Source organism: Pseudoxanthomonas daejeonensis, assembly GCF_022637495.1.
GTDB lineage: Bacteria > Pseudomonadota > Gammaproteobacteria > Xanthomonadales > Xanthomonadaceae > Pseudoxanthomonas > Pseudoxanthomonas daejeonensis.
The window spans coordinates 648,434-671,789 of sequence record NZ_CP093331.1 but is presented as its reverse complement, the minus strand read 5'-3'; the positions used below and the strand labels follow the sequence as shown (position 1 = coordinate 671,789).

The 23,356-nt window shown below is 70.1% G+C and carries 16 protein-coding genes; 9 read left to right on the top strand and 7 right to left on the bottom strand.

From position 1 onward, the window contains the following. Positions 1–111: 111 nt before the first annotated feature. On the bottom strand, positions 112–987 hold the full coding sequence (locus MNQ95_RS03150) for an outer membrane protein assembly factor BamD (RefSeq protein WP_162411562.1): 876 nt from the start codon (positions 985–987) through the stop codon (positions 112–114). Positions 988–1,088: 101 nt separating this feature from the next. On the opposite strand from MNQ95_RS03150, the gene rluD reads away from it, so the two are divergent. Continuing rightward, entirely contained in the window at positions 1,089–2,087 is a 999-nt protein-coding gene (rluD, locus tag MNQ95_RS03145) for a 23S rRNA pseudouridine(1911/1915/1917) synthase RluD (protein ID WP_162411563.1), read from the top strand. Positions 2,088–2,091: 4 nt separating this feature from the next. Next, positions 2,092–2,889 carry a peptidoglycan editing factor PgeF gene (gene pgeF / locus MNQ95_RS03140; protein WP_241953776.1) on the top strand — a complete coding sequence of 266 codons (798 nt, stop codon included), beginning with the start codon at positions 2,092–2,094 and terminating at the stop codon, positions 2,887–2,889. Here the strand turns inward: pgeF and otsA are convergent. The 3 genes from otsA to otsB are packed head-to-tail and all read right to left on the bottom strand — an operon-like array spanning position 2,873 to position 6,890. Further along, positions 2,873–4,270, bottom strand: a complete 1,398-nt coding sequence (otsA, locus tag MNQ95_RS03135; protein WP_241953775.1) for an alpha,alpha-trehalose-phosphate synthase (UDP-forming) — start codon at positions 4,268–4,270, stop codon at positions 2,873–2,875. The genes pgeF and otsA overlap by 17 nt on opposite strands. Then, entirely contained in the window at positions 4,267–6,060 is a 1,794-nt protein-coding gene (locus MNQ95_RS03130) for a glycoside hydrolase family 15 protein (protein ID WP_241953774.1), read from the bottom strand. Before MNQ95_RS03130 ends, otsA begins: the two co-directional genes overlap by 4 nt. A gap of 29 nt (positions 6,061–6,089) precedes the next feature. Continuing rightward, positions 6,090–6,890 carry a trehalose-phosphatase gene (gene otsB, locus MNQ95_RS03125; RefSeq protein ID WP_162411567.1) on the bottom strand — a complete coding sequence of 267 codons (801 nt, stop codon included), beginning with the start codon at positions 6,888–6,890 and terminating at the stop codon, positions 6,090–6,092. A 280-nt stretch (positions 6,891–7,170) separates the two neighbouring features. Between otsB and MNQ95_RS03120 the strand changes: the two genes are divergently transcribed. The 4 genes from MNQ95_RS03120 to MNQ95_RS03105 all read left to right on the top strand — a co-directional run bounded on the left by MNQ95_RS03120 (position 7,171) and on the right by MNQ95_RS03105 (position 12,304). Further along, positions 7,171–7,638, top strand: coding sequence for a DUF3574 domain-containing protein (locus MNQ95_RS03120; RefSeq protein WP_425605730.1), 468 nt, complete (start codon positions 7,171–7,173; stop codon positions 7,636–7,638). Between the two features lie 74 nt (positions 7,639–7,712). Then, positions 7,713–9,974: a TonB-dependent receptor gene (locus tag MNQ95_RS03115; RefSeq protein WP_425605701.1), complete on the top strand. Its 2,262-nt coding sequence runs from the start codon at positions 7,713–7,715 to the stop codon at positions 9,972–9,974. Positions 9,975–10,053: 79 nt separating this feature from the next. Continuing rightward, positions 10,054–11,643 carry a SulP family inorganic anion transporter gene (locus MNQ95_RS03110; RefSeq protein WP_241953772.1) on the top strand — a complete coding sequence of 530 codons (1,590 nt, stop codon included), beginning with the start codon at positions 10,054–10,056 and terminating at the stop codon, positions 11,641–11,643. Positions 11,644–11,725: 82 nt separating this feature from the next. Beyond that, positions 11,726–12,304 (top strand): DUF4166 domain-containing protein, encoded by a 579-nt coding sequence (locus MNQ95_RS03105; RefSeq protein ID WP_241953771.1) that lies wholly within the window; start codon positions 11,726–11,728, stop codon positions 12,302–12,304. A gap of 2 nt (positions 12,305–12,306) precedes the next feature. On the opposite strand, the gene MNQ95_RS03100 is transcribed toward MNQ95_RS03105, so the two are convergent. Further along, positions 12,307–12,600: a GIY-YIG nuclease family protein gene (locus MNQ95_RS03100; protein WP_241953770.1), complete on the bottom strand. Its 294-nt coding sequence runs from the start codon at positions 12,598–12,600 to the stop codon at positions 12,307–12,309. 136 nt (positions 12,601–12,736) lie between these two features. Here MNQ95_RS03100 and clpB point away from each other — a divergent pair, with 136 nt between their 5' ends. Continuing rightward, positions 12,737–15,322, top strand: coding sequence for an ATP-dependent chaperone ClpB (clpB, locus tag MNQ95_RS03095; RefSeq protein ID WP_241953769.1), 2,586 nt, complete (start codon positions 12,737–12,739; stop codon positions 15,320–15,322). A 181-nt stretch (positions 15,323–15,503) separates the two neighbouring features. Here the strand turns inward: clpB and MNQ95_RS03090 are convergent, their stop codons facing one another. After that, positions 15,504–16,064, bottom strand: coding sequence for a Dps family protein (locus MNQ95_RS03090; protein ID WP_241953768.1), 561 nt, complete (start codon positions 16,062–16,064; stop codon positions 15,504–15,506). A 111-nt stretch (positions 16,065–16,175) separates the two neighbouring features. Here MNQ95_RS03090 and hrpA point away from each other — a divergent pair, with 111 nt between their 5' ends. Beyond that, positions 16,176–20,393, top strand: coding sequence for an ATP-dependent RNA helicase HrpA (gene hrpA, locus MNQ95_RS03085; protein WP_241953767.1), 4,218 nt, complete (start codon positions 16,176–16,178; stop codon positions 20,391–20,393). 40 nt (positions 20,394–20,433) lie between these two features. Here hrpA and MNQ95_RS03080 read toward each other — a convergent pair whose 3' ends face one another. Further along, positions 20,434–21,060, bottom strand: a complete 627-nt coding sequence (locus tag MNQ95_RS03080; protein ID WP_162411179.1) for a hypothetical protein — start codon at positions 21,058–21,060, stop codon at positions 20,434–20,436. Between the two features lie 61 nt (positions 21,061–21,121). Here MNQ95_RS03080 and MNQ95_RS03075 point away from each other — a divergent pair, with 61 nt between their 5' ends. Then, positions 21,122–23,290, top strand: coding sequence for a RelA/SpoT family protein (locus MNQ95_RS03075; RefSeq protein WP_241953766.1), 2,169 nt, complete (start codon positions 21,122–21,124; stop codon positions 23,288–23,290). The last annotated feature ends 66 nt before the right edge of the window (positions 23,291–23,356 follow it).

Sequence of the window (23,356 nt, the reverse complement as noted above, 5' to 3'; positions counted from 1 at the left end):
GGCTGGACCCCGCTCCTGCAAGATCTTGCAGCGGCGCGTCAGGGCCCGGAAACGCGAAAGGCGCGCCAGGGGCGCGCCTTTCCTTGTATCGATGCCGCGTCGGCCCGCGTGTCAGTCGCGGGTCGCGTTGCGCTGGCCGGTCGGCGAGACCTCGCCCGCGAACGGGTTCAGCTTGCGGATCGCCCACGGATAGTCCGGCCAGCTGCCGTGCAGCAAAGGGTGCTCGGGGTCGTTGAGCTGCAGCACGCGCCGGGCGTCGGCGGCCAGCGTTTCGTTGCCCTGTTCCGTGTAGGCGGCGGCCAGGACGGCGATCGCGTCGTTCTGGAAGGCGCTCTGCGGGTAGGTCTCGAGGATGTACTGGGCGCGGCTGATCGCCGACAGCCAGGCGCCGCGGCGCATGTAGTACAGCGCGATGTCCATTTCGTGGCGGGCGAACAGGTCGCGCAGTTCGGCCATGCGCTCGCGCGCATCGGCGGCGTAGCGGCTGTTGGGATAGCGCTGGACCACGCGCGAGAAGTCGTCGTAGGCCTGCTGCGGCGACGCCAGGTCGCGCCGGCTGGGGTCCAGCGACCACACCCGCTGCAGGAACACCGCGTCGCGGTTGGAGTTGGACAGGCCGCGCAGGTAGTAGAAGTAGGCGATGTTGCGGTGGGTCGGGTAGGTGCGGATGAAGCGGTCGATGGTGGCTACCGCGTCCTCGTGCTTGCCGGCCTTGAACTGGGCGTAGGCGGTCTCCATCAGCGCCTGCTCGGTATAGGCACCGTACGGGTACTGCGCGACGAGCCGCTTGAAGGTCTTCTCCGCTTCCGACCAGTTGCCACGCACCATCTGGCCGTGGGCCTTGTCGTAGAGCTCGGTGACCGCCAGGCCCTCGTCGGCGTCTTCCTTGCTGTTGCGGCCGCAGCCGGTGGCCAGGAAGGCCAGCGCCAGCAGCAGGGCGGCCAGGCGCAGCGGGGCGGGGAGGGCGAAGCGGGAGCGATGGGCCATCGGGGGCGTAAGGCGCGGAAACGGAAGGGCCGATGATAGCCTAGTGGCCTGTCCGGCGACTGACTCCCAGTGCCGGACCGTCCCCGCACCGGCTTTTTTCCATGTCCCTGTCCGCACCCGACCCCTCCGATCTGCCGTCGCCCCGGCAGGCCATCGTTCCCGACGAGTCCGCCGGCCGCCGCTTCGACGCGGTGCTGGCCGACCTGTTCCCCGAATACTCCCGCTCGCGCCTGTCGACCTGGATCAAGTCCGGGGACGCATTGCTGGACGGCCAGCCCGCGCGCCCGCGCGACCTGGTGCGGGGCGGGGAGGCGGTGACCCTGGCCGCGGTGGCCGAGGTCCAGACCGAGGCCGAGCCCGAGGACATCCCGCTCGACATCCTCTACGAGGACGCCGACGTGTTCGTGCTGGACAAGCCGGCCGGCCTGGTCGTGCATCCCGGCGCGGGCAATCCGTCCGGCACCCTGGTCAACGCGCTGCTGCACCGCGATCCGGGCCTGTCGATGCTGCCGCGCGCCGGCATCGTCCATCGCCTGGACAAGGACACCAGCGGGGTGATGGTCGTGGCCCGCACCCTGCCGGCGCACACCGGGCTGGTCGCGCAGCTGGCCGCGCGCGAGGTGCATCGCCAGTACCTGGCCGTGGTCGTGGGCGCGCTGGTTTCCGGCGGCACCGCCAGCGCCGGGATCGACCGCCACCCGCGCGACCGTTTGCGCATGGCGGTGCGCGAGGACGGCAAGGAGGCGGTGACCCACTTCCGCCTGCGCGAGCGCTTCCGCAACCACACCGCGCTGGAATGCCGGCTGGAAACGGGCCGCACGCACCAGATCCGCGTGCACATGCAGCACCTGCGCCATCCGATCGTCGGCGATCCGCTGTACGGCGGTCCGCTGAAGCTGCCCAAGGGCGCGACCGAAACCCTGGCCGCGCGCCTGCGCGGGTTCAAGCGCCAGGCGCTGCACGCCGAGACGCTGGAGTTCACCCATCCGGTCAGTGGCGAGCAGGTGCGCGTATCGGCGCCGGTGCCGGCCGACCTGGTGGAACTGCTGCGCGCGTTGCGCGAAGACACCCGCGCCTGGGACGAAAGCCAGCGCCGCTGATCCGATGAACCTCCGGCCGGAACACGCGTCCATCGACCGCGCGCTGCTGCCCGCGAACTGGCCCGCTCCGCCGGGCGTGGTCGCGTTCACCACGCTGCGCCATGGCGCGGGCGTCTCGGTCGCGCCTTTCGAAAGCTTCAACCTCGGCGCGCGCAGCGGCGACGATCCGCATGTGGTCGCGGGCAACCGCGACGCACTGCTGCAGGGGGCCGGGCTACCCGCGCCGCCGTACTGGCTGCGCCAGGTGCATGGCACCGGGGTGATGCGTTTCGACGCGCCGCTGGCGACCCAGGCCAGCATCGATGACGAGCCCGAAGCCGATGCGGCGGTCACATCCGCGCCCGGCGCGGTGCTGGCGATCCTCACCGCCGACTGCCTGCCGGTCGTGTTCGCCGCCGTGGACGGCAGCGAAGCCGGCGCCGCGCACGCCGGCTGGCGCGGCCTGGCCTCGGGCGTGCTCGAAGCGACCGTGGCGGCGATGCACACGCCACCGTCGCGGCTGGTCGCGTGGCTGGGGCCGGCGGCCGGGCCGCAGGCCTACGAGATCGGTGTCGAGGTGCGCGAGGCTTTCGTCGGCGCCGATCCCGGCGCGGCGGACGCGTTTGCCGCGACCCGCCCCGGCCACTGGCGCGTGGACCTGTACGCGCTGGCGCGTCGTCGCCTGCAGGCGGCAGGCATCCCGGCCGCGTCCATCCACGGCGGTGGCCTGTGCACGATCACCGACGTGCCGCGCTTCTACTCGCACCGTCGCGACGCACGCACCGGGCGGATGGCGACGGTGGCGTTCATCCGTCCGGCGTAATCCCGCCGGTGGCTCCGCAGGATTCCAGTGCCGCCAGGTAGCTGCGCCGCCAGGCGTGGATGTCGTGGATGCGCAGGTAGTCGAACATCGCGTGCCAGCGCTCCTTGCGCCTGGACAGCGGCATCGTCGCGGCACTGGCGATGGCGTCGGCCACGCCGTCCAGGTCGTGGGGATTGACCAGCAGCGCCTCGCCCATTTCCTGCGCCGCGCCGGCCAGCAGCGAGAGCACCAGCACCCCGGGGTTCTCCGGATCCTGCGCGGCCACGTATTCCTTGGCGACCAGGTTCATGCCGTCGCGCAACGGAGTGACCAGGCCCACGCGCGCGCTGCGGTAGAAGCCGGTGAGCGTGGGGTGCGGGAAGTTGCGGTTGACGTAGCGCAACGGTGTCCAGTCCGGTTCGGCGTGACCACCGTTGATGTGCCCGGCGATCTGCTCGAGCTGGCTGCGCAGCACTTGGTACTCGCCGACGTCGCCGCGCGAAACCGGCGCGATCTGCAGGTAGGTCAGGCTGCCTTTCTGGTCCGGATGGCGCTGCAGGTAGCGCTCGAAACCGTGGAAGCGTTCGGGCAGGCCCTTGGAGTAGTCCAGCCGGTCCACGCCGATCGCCAGCATGCGCCGCTCCAGGCTGGTCTGCAGCTGGCGCACCGCCGGCTTGGATATCGCCGCGGCCGACTGCCGCGCGATGTGCGCGGTGTCGATGCTGATCGGGAAGGCGCCGGTCCTGAAGCGACGCCCGCCCGGTGCCTCGAGCTCGTCGTCGCCGACGATCCTGCCACCCCCGTAAAGCCGCACGTAGGAATGGAAGCGGTCCCTGTCGCGACGGGTCTGGAAGCCGACCAGGTCGTATGAATACAGGGTCGACATCAGCCGCTGGTGGTCGGGCATGGCCATCAGCAGGTCCGCCGACGGCACCGGCACGTGCAGGAAGAAGCCGATCCTGCAGCCGATCCCGCGCTCGCGCAGCAGCGACGCCAGCGGGATCAGGTGGTAGTCGTGGATCCAGACCGTGTCGTCCTCGCGCAGCAAAGGCGCGAGCTTGTCGGCGAACAGGGCGTTGACCCGCCGGTACCCTTCCCGCGTGGCACGGTCGTAGTCGACCAGGTCCAGGCGGAAGTGCAGCAACGGCCACAACGTACGGTTGGAGAAGCCGTTGTAGTACGCGTCGTGGTCGGCGCGGTCCAGGTCGACGGTGACGTAGCGGATTTCGCCGTCGCGCTGTTCGTGCACCTCGCCACCGGGGCCGCGCACGACTTTCCCGCTCCAGCCGAACCACAGGCCGCCGCGCTCGCCCAGTGCCGCCTGCAAGGCCACCGCCAGGCCGCCGGCGCGGTTCTCGCCGGGCAGGGAGACCCGGTTGGAAACGACCACCAGCCGGCTCACGAGGCTTCCTGCCAGGAACGCGACAGGCGCATCGCGGCGATGATCAGGCCCACGTGCGAATAGGTCTGCGGGAAGTTCCCCCAGCCTTCGCCGTCCTCGAAGGCCATGTCTTCTGAAAGCAGGCCGAGGTGGTTGCGCCGGGCCAGCACGCGCTCGAACAGTTCGCGCGCCTCGTCCATGCGCCCGATCGCGGCCAGCGCGTCGATGTACCAGAACGTGCAGATGGTGAAGCTGGTTTCCGGCGTGCCGAAATCGTCCGGGGCGACGTAGCGGAACACGCCGTCGCCGTGCCGCAGTTCGCGACCGATGGCCTCGACCGTGGCGACGTAACGTGGATCGTCGGCGGCGACGAAGCCGATGTCGGCCAGCAGCAGCAGCGACGCGTCCAGGTAATCGCTCTGGAACGAGGCGCTGAAGTGGTTGGCGTCCGGCCGCCATGCCTGTTCCAGCGTGGCGGCATGTATGGTGTCGGCGCGATCGCGCCAGTAGGCCGCGCGGCCGTCCAGGCCCAGCCGCGAAGCGATCTTGGCCAGGCGGTCACAGGCGGCCCAGCACATCGCCGCGGTGTAGGTGTGGACCTCGGCGCGGCCCCGGAACTCCCACAGGCCGGCATCGGGCACGTCGTGCAGGGCGAAAGCGCGTTCGCCCAGCGGCTCGAGCCGGGCGAAGGCGTGGGCATCGCCCGGATCCACCAGGCGCTGGTCGAAGAACAGCTGGGTGGAGGCCAGCACGACGCTGCCATAGACATCGTGCTGCTTCTGGATCCAGGCCAGGTTGCCGCGCCGCACCGGGCCCATGCCGCGGTAGCCGGCCAGCGATCCGACTTCGTGTTCCTCGAGCTTCTCCTCGAAGCCGATGCCGTACAGCGGCTGCAGCGTGCCGTCATGGGTGGCGATGTTGAAGATGTAGCGCAGGAACTCCTCCATGCTGCGGGTCGCGCCCAGCCGGTTGAGCGCGCGCACCACGAAGGCCGCGTCGCGCAGCCAGCAGTAGCGGTAGTCCCAGTTGCGCGACGAGCCCGGCGCTTCCGGGATCGAGGTGGTCATCGCCGCGATGATCGCGCCGCTGTCCTCGTACTGGCACAGCTTGAGGGTGATCGCGCTGCGGATCACCGCCTCCTGCCATTCCAGCGGGATCGACAGGTAGCGCACCCATTCGCGCCAGTAGTCGCGGGTGCGCGTCAGCGCCTCCTCCACGTAGCCTTCGATCGAGCGCGCCAGCGGCTCGTCCGGTCCCAGCACCAGGTGCAGGCGATGGCTGAGCACGAACGGCAGCCCGTCGCGGACGAAACGCACCGGGACGTCGGTGCTCAGGCGCAGGGTGAAGCCCGGCAACAGCCAGCGCATGTGGTTGCTGCCCCAGGTGTGCTCGGGCACGCGCGCACCCCAGTCGGCCAGCGGCCGCGCGCGCACGCGGATGCGGGGACTGCCCGACAGCGGGGTGATCCGGCGGATGATCGAGACGGGCCGGTAGAAGCGCCCGTTCTGCCGCCAGCGCGGGGCGAAGTCGAGGATCTCCAGCGCGCCGCCCTGGCTGTCGTGCAGGACCGTGCGCAGCACCGCGGTGTTGGGCACGTAGGCCTGTTCGGAACGGGCGAAGTCCTCCAGCTCGATGCCGAAGTCGCCACCCTCGTGTTCGCGCGGCGACAGCAGCGCGCAGAAGGCCGGATCGCCGTCGAACGCGGGCAGGCATCCCCAGACCACGCGTCCGCGGGCGTCGACCAGCGCGCCGAAGCTGCCGTTGCCGATCACGCCCAGTTGCAGGTTCGACTCGTGTACTTGGACTTGCATTGCGCTCCTCGTGTTTGCCCCGCGTGTCGTCATCCGTCCGCGCCCGCGCCCGTGCTGCGCCGGGCCATGACGCTCGCCTGCAGCGCATTCGCGCGCAGCCATTCATGGACCGCGTCCGGGTCGGCCAGGGCATGGCGGGCGATGCTGCCGGCACGGGCGCCGACCAGCACGCTCCAGCCGCCGCCGCGATGGGCGGCGGCGAAGCCGAATTCGTCGGTGAGGTCGTCGCCGATGAACACCGGCAGGCGTCCGGCAAAGGGCGGCCGCGCCATCATCCGTTCCACCGCCGCGCCCTTGTCGCTGCCTTCGGGCACGAACTCGATCACGTGGTCGCCCGGCTGCAGGCGATATCCCGGCAGGCCAGCGATGCGCTCGCGGGCGAATCCCGCGACCGAGTCGGCCGCCTGCGGCGCCGCGCGCCAGTGCAGCGCCAGGCTCACGCCCTTGTCTTCGACCAGTACGCCCGGATGCGCCGCGGCCAGGTGGGTGGCCGCGCGATGCAGCTCGTGCAGGAACGCGGAGGTGTCCTCGGGAATGTCGGCCGCTGCCTGGGCATCGCCACGGAATTCATGGCCATGCAGCCCGGCCGCCGGCAGGCGCAGCGGTGCGAACAGCGTGTCCAGCTGCACCAGTGGGCGGCCGCTGACCAGGGCGACCGCGCCCTGCAGGCGGTCGCTGATCGCGCCGATCGTTTCCAGCACCTGCGCGGGCACGCGCACGGACGCCGGGTCGGTGCTGAACCCGATCAGGGTGCCGTCCACGTCAAGGAACAACGCGCAGTCGTCGTCGAGCGGCGGCGGCGACGGGCGTGGGAGGTTCGCGTCGGCCATGGCTGCATTGTGGACCCGGTGCCGTGATGCCCGGGTTACGTGGCCTGGCACGGCCGGTGCCCTGCGGGTACAGCGACGTGGGCGATGTCACCGGAAGGCGCGCGCGAATGCGCTCCACTGGCCAGCCGGCCGGGATTCGTGCGGCCGGACGCAGGGCTATGATCGCCGCACCGCAAACTGGCAAGTCATGCCGTGGCATCTGCTCATGCCACGGTGTTGTTTGCCCGCCGGCGATGCGGCCGACACGCTGCCTGCCGCACGGGAACGCACGTCCATGTCGATCCGCACACTCTTTCCCATCCTGTTGGCTTCGCTGCTTGCCGCATGCGCCGGTGCGCCTCCTCTACCCGCCGATGCCCCAGCGCCGCACATCGAGGGAGACGCCGCGCGCCCCGCGCAGGCGCAGGGCTGGCTGCGCAGCGAGCTGTACTTCGGGATGGGCAGCGAGGACGGCGCCCCGTCGCGTGTGCACGCCGAGCCGACCAGCGAGGAACGCTGGCGCGAATTCCTCGATCGCGAGGTCACCCCGCGCTTCCCCGACGGGCTGACCGTGTTCGACGCCTACGGCCAATGGCTGTTCCGCGGCGATCCCGGCCCCGACCGCCTGCGCACCAAGGTCCTGGTCGTCCTCCACGAGGACACGCCACGAAGGCGCGCCGACATCGAAGCCATCCGCCTGGCCTGGAAGCAGGCGACCGGCCACCAGTCGGTCCTGTGGTCGCGGCACCCGGTCGAGGTGGCGTTCTGACCGTTCCTGTGATCGCCGTAATGTTGCGTTATCGTTAATCCCCCCCCCCCCCCCCCCACCGCCAGGACCCCGCCATGAGCCGACTGTCGCGGATCGTGCCGTCGCGTACCACGCTTGCCTTCGCCGTCTCCGCCGCCCTGCTGGCGCCGCCCCTTCTCGCGCAGGAGACCGCCACCACCCTGGACGCGGTGCAGGTCACCGCGCAGCGCAAGGTCGAGAACATCCAGGACGTGCCGGTGTCCATCACCAGCATCAGTGCCGAGAAACTCGACGTGCTCGGCTCGGGCGGCACCGACATCCGCTTCCTGTCCGCGCGCGTACCCAGCCTCAACATCGAATCCTCGTACGGCCGCGCGTTCCCGCGCTTCTACATCCGCGGCCTGGGCAACACCGACTTCGATCTCAACGCGTCCCAGCCGGTTTCGCTGGTCTACGACGACGTGGTCCAGGAGAACCCGCTGCTGAAGGGCTTCCCGCTGTTCGACATCGAGCAGGTGGAAGTGCTGCGCGGACCGCAGGGCACCCTGTTCGGCCGCAACACGCCGGCCGGCGTGGTCAAGTTCGATTCGGTGCGGCCGTCGCAGGAACTGGATGGCTACGCGCAGCTGGCCTACGGCAGCGATGCGATGGTCAACTTCGAAGGTGCGGTCGGCGGCGCGCTCGGTGGCAACTGGTCGGCGCGCGCCTCGGCGCTGTACCAGCGCCGCGACGACTGGGTGACCAACACCTATCCCGGCCCCAGCGACGGTTTCGAGGGTTACGACGAATCTGCCGCGCGCGTGCAGTTCCTGTACGAGGGCCATGCATTCGAGGCGTTGTTCAACCTTCACCGGCGCGACCTCAACGGCACCGCGCGCCTGTTCCGCGCCAACATCATCGAGCCGGGCAGCAACCGCTTCGTGCCCGGTTTCGACAAGGATGAGGTGTCGCTGGACGGCGTCAACTTCTCCGACCTGGAGACCTGGGGCGGCAGCGCGCGGCTGCGCTGGGACTTCGGCCAGTTGAGCCTGCATTCGATCACCGGTTACGAGACGCTGGAATCGCTCAACCGCGGCGACATCGACGGCGGCTACGGCGCGGCATTCCTGCCGCCGGGCATGTCCGGCCCGGGCTTCATTCCGTTCGCCTCCGAATCGGCCGACGGCATTCCCGACCACTCGCAGGTCACCCAGGAATTCCGCCTGGAGTCGGACTACGGTGGACGCTTCGACTGGCAGGCCGGCTTCTTCTGGTACCGCGAAGACCTGACCATCGACAGCTTCAACTACGACTCGCTGTCTCCGGGCAACCCGCGGGCCGGCCACGCGGTGCAGGAGCAGGAGAACACGGCCTGGGCGGTGTTCGGCTCGGCCGAGTACGCGGCCACCGACAAGCTGAAGCTGCGCGCCGGCGTGCGCTACACCAAGGACGAGAAGGATTTCTCGGCCAGCGTGCTGGAAGGCGCGCCATTCGGCGCGCCGGTGGGCGGTCCGTACACGGTCGACACCGACGTGGATGACGTCAGCTGGGACGCCAGCGCGGTCTACGAGGTCAACGGGGCGGTGAACCTGTACGGTCGCGTGGCCAAGGGGTTCCGTGCGCCTTCGATCCAGGGCCGCCTGCTGTTCGCGTCGGCGGCCGCGCCCAACGGTGGCGTGTCCACGGCCGACTCGGAGTCGGTGATCTCCTACGAGGCGGGGATCAAGGCCGACCTGTTCGACCGCCGCGCGCGCGTGGGCTTCAACCTGTTCCGCTACGATGTCAGCGACCAGCAGCTGATCGCCGTCGGTGGTGGCGCCAACGTCGCCACGCTGCTCAATGCCGACAAGACCATCGGCCAGGGCATCGAGCTGGACCTGGAGGCGTGGCTGGCCGAGGGGCTCCTGCTGACCTGGGGCAGCAGCTACAACGACACGCGGATCCAGGACGACGACCTCGCCGTGGCCGTCTGCGGCGGCGGCTGCACGGTGACCGATCCGACCACCACGATCGGCGGCGGCACCTACGCGCTGATCGACGGCAACTCCTTGCCGCAGGCACCGGAGTGGATCCACAACCTGACCCTGCGCTGGGGCATCCCGCTGAGCGAAGGCGAGCTGTACTTCTTCACCGACTGGGCCTATCGCAGCGAGGTCAATTTCTTCCTGTACGAATCGCCCGAGTTCCGCGGCCGGTCCTCGCTGGAAGGCGGCCTGCGCGTGGGTTACGGCTGGGGCGACGGCGCCTACGATTTCGCATTGTTCGGACGCAACATCACCGACCAGACCCGGATCGTCGGCGGCATCGACTTCAACAACCTGACCGGCTTCATCAACGAGCCGCGGACCTTCGGCGCGGAGTTCAGGCTCACCTTCTGAGCCACGCCACCGGCCGGCAGGTCACCCTGCCGGCCGGTCGCCACGCTGACGTCGCCCTCTACCGCAGGATCCGCATTCGATGACCCCCACCTTCCGGCCGCGCTGGTTCGTCGCCGGCGACCTCAACGGTTTCTTCGGCCTGGTGGTCGACAACCTGTCGATCCTGGGCTTCATCGCCCTGGCCCTGGTCGGGATCTTCGGATTCCCGGCCGAGGTCGTGTACACGAAGATGTTTCCCGGTACCGCGCTGGGCGTGCTGGTCGGCAACCTGGCCTATACCGCGATGGCGCGCCGGCTGGCGATGCGCACCGGCCGCGACGACGTCACCGCGATGCCGCTGGGCCTGGATGCGCCGACCAGCATCGGCATGGCCTTGCTGGTGCTCGGTCCGGGCTTCCTCGCGTTCCGCCAGCAGGGCATGGACGCGCAGGCCGCGGCGATCGCCACCTGGCAGCTGGGCATGGCCTCGCTGGTGGTGATGGGCCTGCTCAAGCTGGCGCTGTCGTTCTGCGGCGATGCGATCACCCGCTGGGTGCCGCGCGCGGCGCTGCTGGGCTCGATCGGTGGCGCGGCGCTGACCCTGCTCGGCTTCCTGCCGCTGGTCGAGACCTTGCGCTCGCCGGTGGCGGGGCTGGTGACGTTCGGCCTGCTGCTGTACGTGCTGGTGGCGCGCGGCCGCCTGCCGGTGCGCCTGCCCGGCGTGCTGGTGGCGCTGCTGATCGGCACGACGCTCTACTACGCGCTCGGCCTTGCCGGGCTGGGCATGCCAGGGTTTGCGCTGCCGCAGGGCGTGACCCTGACCTTCGCCCTGCCGGTGCCGACGCTGCAGTTCGTCGACGGGCTGGCGGCGACCGTACCTTACCTGCCGCTGCTGCTGCCGTTCGGCCTGCTGATGGTGGTGGGCGGCATCAACGTGGCCGAGAGCGCGCGCGCGGCCGGCGACGATTACCGTACCCGCGACGTACTGCTGGTCGAGGCGCTGTCGACCCTGGTCGCCGGCGTCTGCGGCGGCGTCGCCCAGACCACGCCCTACATCGGGCAACCGGCCTACAAGCACATGGGCGCGCGGCACGGCTACACGCTGCTGGCGGGCGTGTTCGTCGGCCTCGGCGGCGTGTTCGGCTACCTGGCCGGGCTGGTGCAGTGGCTGCCGATCGCGGTGCTGGCGCCGATCATCGTGTACGTGGGCCTGGACATCACCGTGCAGGCCTTCCAGGCCACCGAGCGCCGGCACGCGCCGGCGGTGGCGCTGGCATTCCTGCCCTCGATCGCCTACCTGCTGGTGATCAAGCTCGGCAACCCGGCATGGATTGCGCCGGAACACCACGCCGCGCTGTACAACGCCGCCGACGGCCATGGCCTGCCGGAACTCGCGGCGATCGTCACCCTGGGCAACGGGTTCATCATCACTGCGATGCTGTGGAGCACGGCGCTGGTGGCGCTGATCGACGGTCGCACCCGGCGCGCCGCGGCGGTGCTGCTGCTGGGCGCGGGTTTGACCCTGTTCGGCCTGGTCCATTCGGTGGATCCGCGCGGCGGCATCTACTGGCCGTGGACGCTGGAGGGCCTGCCCAGGCTGATCGCCTGGCAGTTCGCCGGGGCGTATGTGGTGCTGGCCGCGTTGCTGGCGCTGCTTTCGCTGCAGAAGGAACGGCCAGGCGCGGCCTGAGCTGCGACGGACGGTTGCAGCGGCGGCCTGGATCGACGCCTGCGGCGGGTATGCTGTGGCTCCGGTCCGACGCAGCGTCCGCATGACTTCCAGTTCCGCCGCCGCTTCGTCCGCCACGGTCGTGTCCGCCGTCGAGCCGACCGTGTTCCAGCAGGTCCTGCGCGCGCCGTTCTTCAACCTGCCCGATTCGCTGCGCGCGCTGCATTCGATCCGCGGGCACGCCACGTACGCCGGCCGGGTCGACGTCGAACGCGGGCGCCATCCGCTGGCGAGGCTGTGCGCGGCCATCGCCGGACTGCCGCCGGCGATGATGGATGCGCCCTTGCGGATGGAGTTCACCGCAACGGCCAAGGGCGAGACGTGGCGCCGGGACTTCGGTGGCCATCCGATGACCTCGCGCCTGAAGTGCCGGAACGGTCTGCTCCGCGAGCGGCTTGGCCCGATCCAGTTCCGCTTCCTGCTGCACACCGCCGACGGTGCGATCTACTGGAACGTGGAAGGCGTACGCCTGCTCGGCGTGCTGCCCCTGCCGACGGGCGTTTTCGGCCGGGTGCAGTGCCGCGAACGCGAGCACGCGGGGCGCTACGAATTCAGGGTCGAGGCGAGCCTGCCGCTGGTGGGGCCGCTGATCCGCTACGAGGGCTGGCTCGAGCCGGCCTGAGCTCAGGGCAGGGCGTCGCCGCCGGTCGCGGCGTCCGTGCCGTCCTCCTGCAGGAACGCCAGCTTCCGCTCCTTCGGCAGTTGCTTGATCGCCCACTCCGCGCGCGATGCGGCCGAACGGTCCGGATAGGCGCGGCTGCCCAGCAGGCGCACCGGCGGATTGGCGCGGGTGTAGCGCGCGCCGGTACCGGCGGCGTGGGCCCGGTAGCGCGCTTCCACGTCCGGGCTGATCCCCGCATAGCAGGCGCCGTTGCGGCACAGCAGCAGGTACAGGTACCAGGGGCGGGCTTCGGCCATGGCGCATTATCGTGTGGTGGCGCGCGCCGTGCAGTGGCTGAACATTGGTCTCACTCGGCCTTGAAACACACCCGCGCAACCTCATCTGGGTAGCATCGCCGGCAGCGCCGGCCACTCCTTTGCCGAGGAAACCCCGATGCGGATGGACAAGCTCACCTCGCGTTTCCAGCAGTCGCTGGCCGACGCGCAGTCGCTGGCCGTGGGCCGCGACCACAACCTGCTCGAACCGGTGCACGTGCTCACCGCGCTGCTGGACCAGTCCGGCGGCAGCACCAAGCCATTGCTGGCCCAGGCCGGGGTCAACGTGCCCCTGCTGCGCGAGCGCCTGGGCGAGGCGCTGGAGAAGCTGCCCAAGGTCAGCGGCCAGGCCGGCAACCTGTCGGTCGGCAACGACCTGACCCGCCTGCTCAACCTGACCGACAAGCTGGCCCAGCAGAACGGCGACCAGTTCATCGCCAGCGAGTGGTTCGTGCTGGCCGCGCTGGAGGACGGCGGCGCAGTCGGGCAGGCGTTGAAGGCCTCCGGCGCGAACAAGGGAAAACTGGAAGCTGCGATCGCGAAGATCCGTGGAGGCGAGACCGTGCAGTCCGAGAATGCCGAAGACCAGCGCCAGGCGCTGGAGAAGTACACCATCGACCTGACCGCGCGCGCGGAGTCGGGCAAGCTCGACCCGGTGATCGGTCGCGACGAGGAGATCCGCCGCACGATCCAGGTGCTGCAGCGCCGGACCAAGAACAATCCGGTGCTGATCGGCGAGCCGGGCGTGGGCAAGACCGCCATTGTCGAAGGCCTGGCCCAGCGCATCGTCAATGGCGAGGTGCCCGAGGGGCTGCGCGGCAAGCGCGTGCTTTCGCTGGACATGGGCGCGCTGATCGCCGGCGCCAAGTTCCGCGGCGAGTTCGAGGAGCGCCTGAAGGGCGTGCTCAACGACCTGGCCAAGAGCGAAGGCCAGATCATCCTGTTCATCGACGAACTGCACACCATGGTCGGGGCCGGCAAGGCCGATGGCGCGATGGACGCGGGCAACATGCTCAAGCCCGCGCTGGCCCGGGGCGAACTGCACTGCGTCGGCGCCACCACCCTGGACGAGTACCGCCAGTACATCGAGAAGGATGCCGCGCTCGAGCGCCGCTTCCAGAAGGTGTTCGTCGGCGAGCCGAGCGTCGAGGACACCATCGCGATCCTGCGCGGCCTGAAGGAGCGTTACGCGGTGCACCACGGCGTGGAGATCACCGACCCGGCGATCGTCGCCGCCGCGACCCTGTCCAACCGCTACATCGCCGACCGCCAGCTGCCGGACAAGGCCATCGACCTGATGGACGAGGCCGCCTCGCGCATCCGCATGGAGATCGATTCCAAGCCCGAGGAACTGGACCGCCTGGAGCGCCGCCTGATCCAGCTCAAGATCCAGCGCGAGATGCTGAAGAAGGAGAAGGACGAGGCCTCGAAGCAGCGCCTGGCCGACCTGGAAAGCGACATCGACAAGCTCGGCCGCGAGTTCTCAGACCTGGACGAGGTCTGGAAGTCCGAGAAGGCTGCGCTGCAGGGTGCGACCCGGATCAAGGAGCAGATCGAAGCCGCGCGCCTCGAGTTGGAAAGCGCCCAGCGTCGCCAGGACTACGCGAAGATGAGCGAGATCCAGTACGGCACGCTGCCGACGCTGGAAAAGCAGCTGGCCGCCGCCCAGGAAGCCGAGCAGAAGGAATTCAGGCTCGTGCAGGACCGGGTGACCGAGGAGGAGATCGCCGAGGTGGTCTCGCGCTGGACCGGCATCCCGGTCAACCGGATGCTGGAAGGCGAGCGCGAGAAGCTGCTGCGCATGGAGTCCGACCTGGGCCGGCGCGTGGTCGGCCAGGAAGAAGCGATCCGGGTGGTCTCCGACGCGGTGCGGCGTTCGCGCGCCGGACTGTCCGATCCGGACCGGCCGATCGGCTCCTTCCTGTTCCTGGGCCCGACCGGCGTGGGCAAGACCGAACTGTGCAAGGCGCTGGCCGAGTTCCTGTTCGATTCGTCCGACGCGATGGTCCGCATCGACATGAGCGAGTTCATGGAGAAGCATTCGGTGGCGCGCCTGATCGGAGCGCCCCCGGGTTATGTCGGCTACGAGGAGGGTGGTTACCTGACCGAGGCGGTGCGCCGCCGGCCGTATTCGCTGATCCTGCTCGACGAGGTCGAGAAGGCGCATCCGGACGTGTTCAACATCCTGCTGCAGGTGCTCGACGACGGCCGCCTGACCGATGGCCAGGGCCGCACCGTCGACTTCCGCAACACCGTGATCGTGATGACCTCCAACCTGGGCTCGCACCAGATCCAGGAGCTGTCCGGCGACGGCAGCGCGGAGGCCTACACGCAGATGAAGGCGGCGGTGATGGGCGTGGTCCAGGCGCATTTCCGCCCGGAGTTCATCAACCGGCTCGACGACATCGTCGTGTTCCATCCGCTGGACAGGGAGCAGATCACGTCGATCGCGCGGATCCAGCTGCGCGGGCTGGAGAAGCGCCTGGCCGAGCGCGGCCTCAAGCTGGACCTGTCGGAAAAGGCGTTCGAGCTGCTCGGTAATGTCGGTTTCGACCCGGTCTACGGCGCCCGCCCGCTCAAGCGTGCGATCCAGGCCCAGATCGAGAACCCGCTGGCGCAGAAGATCCTGGCCGGCGAGTTCGGTACGGGCGACATGGTGAGGGTCGACGCCGAAGGCGGCCGCCTGGTGTTCGCCAAGGGCTGAGCACAAACGCGCGCATGGAGCCGGGCTTGCCCGGCTGCCCCCGTCGGTCGGAGCCTCATGGCGGGAAGAAGGGCAGCGGGGCAAGCCCCGCTCTATGGAGTTGCCGGTCCACAACGGTGACGGCCGCCCTGGGGGCGGCCGTCCGGGGAACGCGGCGGCGCATGTACGCCGCGTTGCCAGCTCACTCCAGCAGCGAGCGCAGCATCCACGCGTACTTCTCGTGGATCTGCAGGCGCTGGGTCAGCAGGTCCACGGTGGGGTCGTCGCCGGCGTCGTCGGCGGTCTTGAGCACGCCGCGCGCGGTGCGGCACACCGCCTCGTTTCCGGACACCAGTTGCCGGACCATGCCCTTCCAGTCCGGCACGCCGGTGGCGCCTTCCTCCTCGCGGATCGAGGTCAGGCGGATGAACTCGGCGTAGGAGCCGGGCGCGTTGAAGCCCAGCGCGCGGATGCGCTCGGCGACCTCGTCCAGCGCGTTCCACTGTTCGGTGTACTGGACCATGAACATCGCGTGCAGCGAATTGAACATCGAACCGGTGACGTTCCAGTGGAAGTTGTGCGTCTTCAGGTACAGGGTGAAGGCGTCGGACAGGTAGCGCGACAGGCCTTCGGCGATCTCCTTGCGGTCGCCGGCGCCGATGCCGATGTCGATCCGCGAGCTGGACGCGACCGGGTTGAGTCCAGCGGACTTGTTCTTGGCCGGGGCTGCGGCCTTCTTCTTGACGGGTTTGCTCTTGGCCATGGTTCGCTCCTTGGCGGTGGGTCCACAGGTCACGGATGGGGCTGTCACAATAGACAGTAAACCCCGCTGCGTTATGCAAAGTTTCACACGGCCACGAACACAGAAACAGTGATGGAAGCGATCCCCGACCACCTGAGCAAGCCCCTGGAAGCCGCCCGGCGCGGGATCGACCAGGCGCTGGGCCGCGACCGCGGTCGCCTGCACGGGCTGTGGTCGCGCTGGCGCGGCAAGCCGGCCGACACGGCGCTGCGCGAGCGCTTCGAGCAGGCGCTGGCCGCGTCGCAGGCGTTGCGCGCGGCGCGCGCGGCGAACCTGCCCGCGGTGACGGTGGACGCGGCCTTGCCAATAGCCGCCGAGGCCGAACGCATCGTCGCGCTGATCCGCGAACACCCGGTGGTGGTGGTGGCCGGCGAGACCGGTTCGGGCAAGACCACCCAGCTGCCCAAGCTGTGCCTGGCCGCTGGTCGCGGCGTGGCCGGCATGATCGGCTGCACGCAGCCACGCCGGATCGCCGCGCGCGCGGTGGCCACGCGCGTAGCCGAGGAACTGAAGACGCCGCTGGGCGGGCAGGTCGGCTACCAGGTGCGCTTCACCGACAACGTCGGCGAGGACACCCGCATCAAGTTCATGACCGACGGCATCCTGCTGGCCGAGATCGCCTCGGACCGCTGGCTGTCGAACTACGACACGATCATCGTCGACGAGGCGCACGAACGCAGCCTCAACATCGATTTCCTGCTCGGCTATCTCAAGCAGCTGCTGCGCAAGCGTCGCGACCTCAAGATCATCGTCACCTCGGCGACGATCGACACCGCGCGCTTCTCCAGGCACTTCGACGATGCGCCGGTGGTCGAGGTCGCCGGGCGCACCTATCCGGTGGAGGTGCGCTACCGGCCACCGGACGGCAGGGGGTCCGAGCCCATCGTCGCCAGCGCCCGCCAGGAGGCGCCGTCGCCGAAGGGAAGGAAGGATGCCGACGCCGCACGCCGTGGCCGCGAGGATCGCGAGCTCGATCCGCTTTCGTCGATCACCGCCGCGATCGACGAGATCACCGCTGCCGATCCGCGCGGCGACGTGCTGGTGTTCCTGCCCGGCGAGCGCGAGATCCGCGACCTGCACCGCACGCTGGAGAAGCGCCAGTACCGGTCCACCGAAGTGCTGCCGCTGTACGCGCGGCTGTCGGTGCGCGACCAGGACCGGGTGTTCAATCCCGGCCCGCCAAGGCGCATCGTGCTGGCGACCAATGTCGCGGAGACTTCGCTGACCGTGCCGCGGATCCGCTACGTGGTCGACCCGGGCGATGCGCGGATCAAGCGCTACAGCCCGCGTTCCAAGATCGACCGCCTGCACGTGGAGCCGGTCAGCCAGGCCAGCGCGAACCAGCGCAAGGGTCGCTGCGGCCGCGTCTCCGAAGGCGTGTGCTATCGCCTGTACGCGGAAGCGGATTTCCTCGCGCGCCCGGAGTTCACCGATCCGGAGATCCGCCGTTCCAGCCTGGGCGGGGTGATCCTGCGCATGCTCAGCCTGGGCTTGGGCAGGATCGAGGACTTCCCGTTCCTTGAGCCACCGGACGAGCGCGCCATCGCCGACGGCTGGCAGCAGCTGGTCGAGCTGGGCGCGATCGAGGAGGTGGCCGACGGCCAGCGTCGGCTGACGGCGAGCGGCCGGCAGATGGCGCGGTTGCCGGTGGACGTGAAGCTGGCGCGGATGCTGGTCGCCGCGCAGGCGCACGGCTGCCTGCGCGCGATGCTGCCGATCGCCGCCTTCCTGGGCGTGCAGGATCCGCGTGAGCGTCCGCCGGAGGCGCGCGAGGCGGCCGACAACGCGCATGCGCAGTTCGCCGACCCGCGTTCGGAATTCGTCGGCATCCTGCGCCTGTGGCAGGGCTACGACAGCGCGCACGAAGAGCTGACGCAATCGAAATTGCGCGACTGGTGCGGCAAGCGCTTCCTCGGGTTCCTGCGCATGCGCGAATGGCGCGAGCTGCATCGGCAGCTCAAGCTGCTGTGCGTCGAGCTGGGCTGGCGCGAGGAAGCGGCGGAGGCGGCGGTGCTGCCGCTGCTGGCAGGCGCGCCGGCGACGGACGAGCGCGGCGGTGCGTCCGCCCGTCCGACCCGTGGCGAGCTGCATCGCGCGGCGCGGCTGGCGCGCGAAGGCAAGTCCGTCACGCCGGTCGCGGCGCAGGCGCCTGCATCGGTGCCCAAGCACGCTGCTGCCGAGCCGGCTTCGCGCTTCAGCGCCCGCGAGCGCGCTGCCGCCTACCAGTCCCTGCATCGGGCGCTGCTCGCCGGCATGCCGACCCAGGTCGGCCATCGAACTGAGAAAGGCGACTACGAGGCGCCGCGCCAGCGGCGGTTCCAGCTGTTCCCGGCCTCGCCGCTGGCGAAGAAACCCCCGCCGTGGGTGCTGGTGGCCACGCTGCTGGACACGCAGAAGGTGTGGGGCTTGACTGCAGCCGCGATCGAGCCGGACTGGGCCATCGCAGAACTCCCGCACCTGCTGGCGCGCAAGCATTTCGATCCGCGCTGGTCGCGCGCGCAGGGCAATGTCCTGGCCTCCGAGCAGATCAGCCTGTTCGGGCTGGTGCTGGCGCCCAAGCGCCCGGTCCACTACGGCCGCATCGATCCACCCGGCGCGCATGAGCTGTTCGTGCGCCAGGGCCTGGTCACCGGCGAGATCGACACGAAGGCCTCGTTCCTGGCGGCCAACCTCAAGGCCCTGGAACAGGCGCGCGAGGAGGAAGCCAAGCTGCGCCGCGCCGGCCTGGTCGCCGACGAAGGCTGGCAGGCACGCTGGTACCTGGACCGGATTCCGGGCGAGATCCATTCCGCCGCCGGACTCGATGCCTGGTACCGGGCACTGGTGCAGGAACGCAAGTCCTCGCTGCGCTGGACGACGGACGACCTGCTGCCGGGCGAGGGCGGGCAGGAGGACCTGTACCCGAAGTATTTCGCGCTCGGCGATGCGCGGCTGCCGCTGCACTACCGCTTCGAACCGGGCGCGGCCGACGACGGCGTCACCCTGGAGGTGCCGCTGCCCTTGCTCAATGCGCTCGATCCGGCGCGGTTGTCATGGCTGGCGCCGGGCTTCGTCGCCGATCGCGCCGCGGGCCTGATCCGCAGCCTGCCCAAGGCGGCGCGGCGCAACTACGTCCCGGCACCGGATTTCGGGCGCGCGTTCTTCGAAGCCTTCGTCCGGCCTTCCGCCGATGCGATGCCCGGCGAGCTGGCGCGGTTCCTCTCGCGTGCCACGGGCGTGGCGGTGTCGGCGCTGGACTTCGACGAAGCGGCGCTGGAGCCGCACCTGCGCATGAACCTGCGCCTGCGCGAGGCGCCGGACCGTGGCGGTCAGGTGCTGGCCGAATCACGCGACCTCGATGCGCTGCGGGCGACGTTCGGCGAGCGCGCCGGGCGTGCGTTCGCGGCGCGCGCCGGTCGGGCGCTGGCCACTGGCCCGGCCGAGCTGCGCGATTTCCCGGCCGAGCCGATCCCTGGCCAGGTGGCGGGCGAGGCGGGCGTGCCGGGTTACCCCGCGCTGGTCGACGAGGGCGAGCATGCGGTGCTGCGCGTGTTCGCCGATCGCGCCCAGGCCCTCGCGGCGCATCCGCGCGGGGTCGAGCGCCTGCTGCGTATTGCCCTGGCCGACAAGGCGCGGCAGGCGCGCAAGCAGCTGCCGGTGTCGCCCAAGCTGGGCCTGCTCTACGCGGCGATCGAGCAGTTCGGCACCGGTCCCGAAGCGAAGGCGCGGGAGAAGGAGCAGCTGCGCGCCGACCTGGTCGAGGCCGCGCTCAATGCGGTGCTGGCCGAGGGGCTGGACGGCATCCGCGATACGAAGGCATTCCAGCGTCGCGCAGAGGCCGCGTCGCGGCAGCTGTTCGGCGAGGCGATTTCGCGCCTGCAACTGGCCGAGCAGGTCCTGGCCACGGTGGCCGAGCTGAAGCCCAAGCTCGAGGCGCCCTTGATGGGCTGGGCGCGCGGCAACCTGGACGATTTGCGTGCGCAGCTCGATGGCCTGGTCCACCCCGGCTTCCTTCGCCGGACGCCGGCCGAGGCGCTGGCCCAATACCCGCGCTGGCTCAAGGCGATGGTGCTGCGTGCCGAACGCGCGCTGCGCGATCCGGCCCGCGACCAGGCGCGGATGCTGGAACTCAAGCCGTTCGCCGATGCGCTGGCAGGCGCACGGTCGCGCGGCGAGGGCGACGCGCCCGGCTGGCAGGCGCTGCGCTGGGAACTGGAAGAGCTGCGCGTGTCGCTGTTCGCGCAGGAGCTCGGTTCACGCGGCGGCATCTCGCCGAAGAAGCTCGCGCAGCGGCTGGCGTCGCTGCAGTAGCGGCGGCGGGCACCGGCATGATGCCGGCGCCCGCGTCGGCTTACTTGATCCGTCGCACCTTGGCCGGCGTGTTGTAGCCGTCGATGCGCAGGAACCAGACATTGAGCAGGCCGGGCTTGATCGTCACCGCCGGATCGGTCCGCTTCACGCCTTCAAGGCGTGCCGGTTCCATCTGTTCCCATACCTGGCCGTTGGCCAGCGTGTACTTGTTGCCCTTGGCGAAGCCGCGGAACTCGCCGACGAGGGTGCTCTTGATCGGTTCCTCGGAGCCGAAGTCGAAGAAGCCGCGGTTGGTTTCCTTGACCTCCTTGCGACCTTCCTCGCGCGCTTCCTCGCGGATGCGTTCGATCTCGCTTGCGCTCAGCGCGGCCGCACCGGCGGCGACGGCGGCACCCGCAGGCAACGGTGCGGATGCGGGCGCGGACACAGGCGCCGAAGCGGTGGCCGCGGCGGTCGTGCCGCCTTGCTGGCGCTGGATCCAGTCGTGCAAAGCGGCCAGTTCGGCGGGGCTGAGCTTGTGCAGGCCGGCGGCCTTGAATTCATCCGGCGTCATCTGCTGCTCCATCACCGTCTGGCCCGATGACTGCGCGATGGCGGCGGAGGTGAAGGCGGCAAGGCAAAGCGCGACGAGCAGGACGGACCATATCGGCGAAGAGCGACGTTCCATGCTTGTTCCTCCGAGGTGTTGGCCGCTAGTGTAGACGGCATCCCCACACGCCGGAACGGCCTTGTCCCGCACCGCCATCGACGACCTGCAAGCCCTGTTGCAGGGCCCGCCTGCGGACCTGCTGCCGGCCGCGTTGCGGACGAAGTTTCTGCAGGGTTGGGACGCCAGCGGCACCAGCCACGAACACCGGCTGCCGTGGCCGGTCATCGCCGATACCCTGCACACGCTCGGACAGCTGGGCGCCGACGAATCGGCGCTGTCCGCGGCGCTGCTGTTCGACCTGCCCGGGCTGCGCGGTGTCGTCGCCAAGGCCGTGGCCACCGAGCTTCCGGCGGTGGCGGGCCTGCTCGAAGGCCAGGACGCCGCCGACCAGGTCTGGGCGCTGCATGCCGGGCGCGAGGCCGGCCGCAATGGAGAGGGCCTGCGCAGGCTGCTGCTGGCGATCATCCAGGACCTGCGCGTGGTGCCGATCCTGCTGTCGCGGCAGCTGGCGCGGATGCGCGCCGCCGACCGCCTGCCCGAACCCGAGCGGCGCGCGCTGGCCCAGCTCACCCGCGACATCCACGCGCCGCTCGCCAACCGGCTGGGTATCTGGCAGCTCAAGTGGGAGCTGGAGGACCTGGCGTTCCGCTTCCTCGAGCCCGACACCTATCGCCACCTCGCGCGCGAACTGGACGAGACCCGCGCCGACCGCGAGCGCTACATCGAGGCGGTGAAGGGGCAGCTGGGCAAGGCGTTGAAGGCGCAGGGCCTGGCTGCCGACATCAGCGGACGCTCCAAGCACATCTACAGCATCTGGCGGAAGATGCAGAAGAAGCACCTGCCGCTGGACAAGCTCTACGACCTGCGCGCGGTGCGGGTGATGGTCGACGACGTCGCCGCCTGTTACGCGGCGCTGGGCGTGGTCCATGCGTTGTGGGCACCCGTGCCGGGCGAGTTCGACGACTACATCGCCCGGCCCAAGCCCAACGGTTACAGCTCGCTGCACACCGCGGTGGTCGGGCCGGAAGGCCGCACCCTGGAAGTGCAGATCCGCACCCGCGACATGCACGAGCAGGCCGAGCTGGGCGTGGCCGCGCACTGGCGCTACAAGGAAACCGGCGGCAGCGCGGCGGGGAAGGGCGCGGGGCGTGCGTTCGAACGCAAGATCGCCTGGATGCGGCAACTGCTGGAGCAGTCCGGCGAGGGCCGCGACGAAGGCCTGGCCGGTGCGCTGGATGCGGAGCTGGTCGAGGAGCGTGTGTATGCGCTGACCCCGAAGGGCGAAGTAATCGACCTGCCGCAGGGCGCCACGCCGCTGGATTTCGCCTACCACGTGCACACGATGGTCGGGCACCGTTATCGCGGCGCCAAGGTCAATGGCCGGATCGTGCCGCTGGGCCATCACCTGCGCAGCGGCGACCGGGTGGAAATCATGACCGGCAAGGAGCCGGATCCGCGCCGCGACTGGCTGCTGCCGGCCAATGGCTACCTCGCCAGCGGCCGCTCGCGCGACAAGGTACGCGCCTGGTTCCACAAGCTGGACCGCTCGCGCAACGTGCAGGCCGGGCGCGAGATGCTCGAACGCGAGCTCAAGCGCCTGGGACTCCACCATGCAGACCTGGCACCGGTCGCGAAGAAATTCCATGCCGAATCCGTCGACGACCTGTACATCCAGGTCGCGCTCGGCGATGTCGGTCCGCACCAGGTCGGTCGCGCGCTGCACGAGCTGGAGCGTACGGCGGCGCAGGCCGCTCCGGTGCCGCACACGCGCCCGGCGCCGCGCCAGGCGCGCAACCGGAAGGCCGATGCCGGCTTTACCGTGCAGGGCGTGGGCAACCTGCTGGTGCAGCTGGCGCGCTGCTGCCAGCCGGTGCCCGGCGAGCCGATCGCCGGTTACCTGACCCGCATCCGCGGCGTCACCGTGCACCGCGCCGACTGCGCCTCGTTCACGCGCCTGGCCGCGGCCCAGCCGCAGCGCGTGTTGCCGGTGGAGTGGGGCGCCGCCGGGGGCGGTTACGAGGTCGACGTGGCGGTCAGCGGCGTGGACCGCAAGTGGCTGCTCAAGGACGTCACCACGCTGATCGCGCAGGAGGACGCGCACGTGGCCGACATCCGCAGCGACGTGCGTCCAGACGGTCGCGTGCAGCTGCGGATGCGCCTGCGGGTGTCCGATTACGGTCAGCTTTCGACCCTGCTTGGCAAGCTGGACGGGCTGCCGGGCGTGGAACGCGCCCAGCGCCTGGGTTGAGCCTGCATGAATGGCGGTAACGGGCGCGACGAATCGCGATGCGCGGTGTTTGCCGCCGGCAGGCCG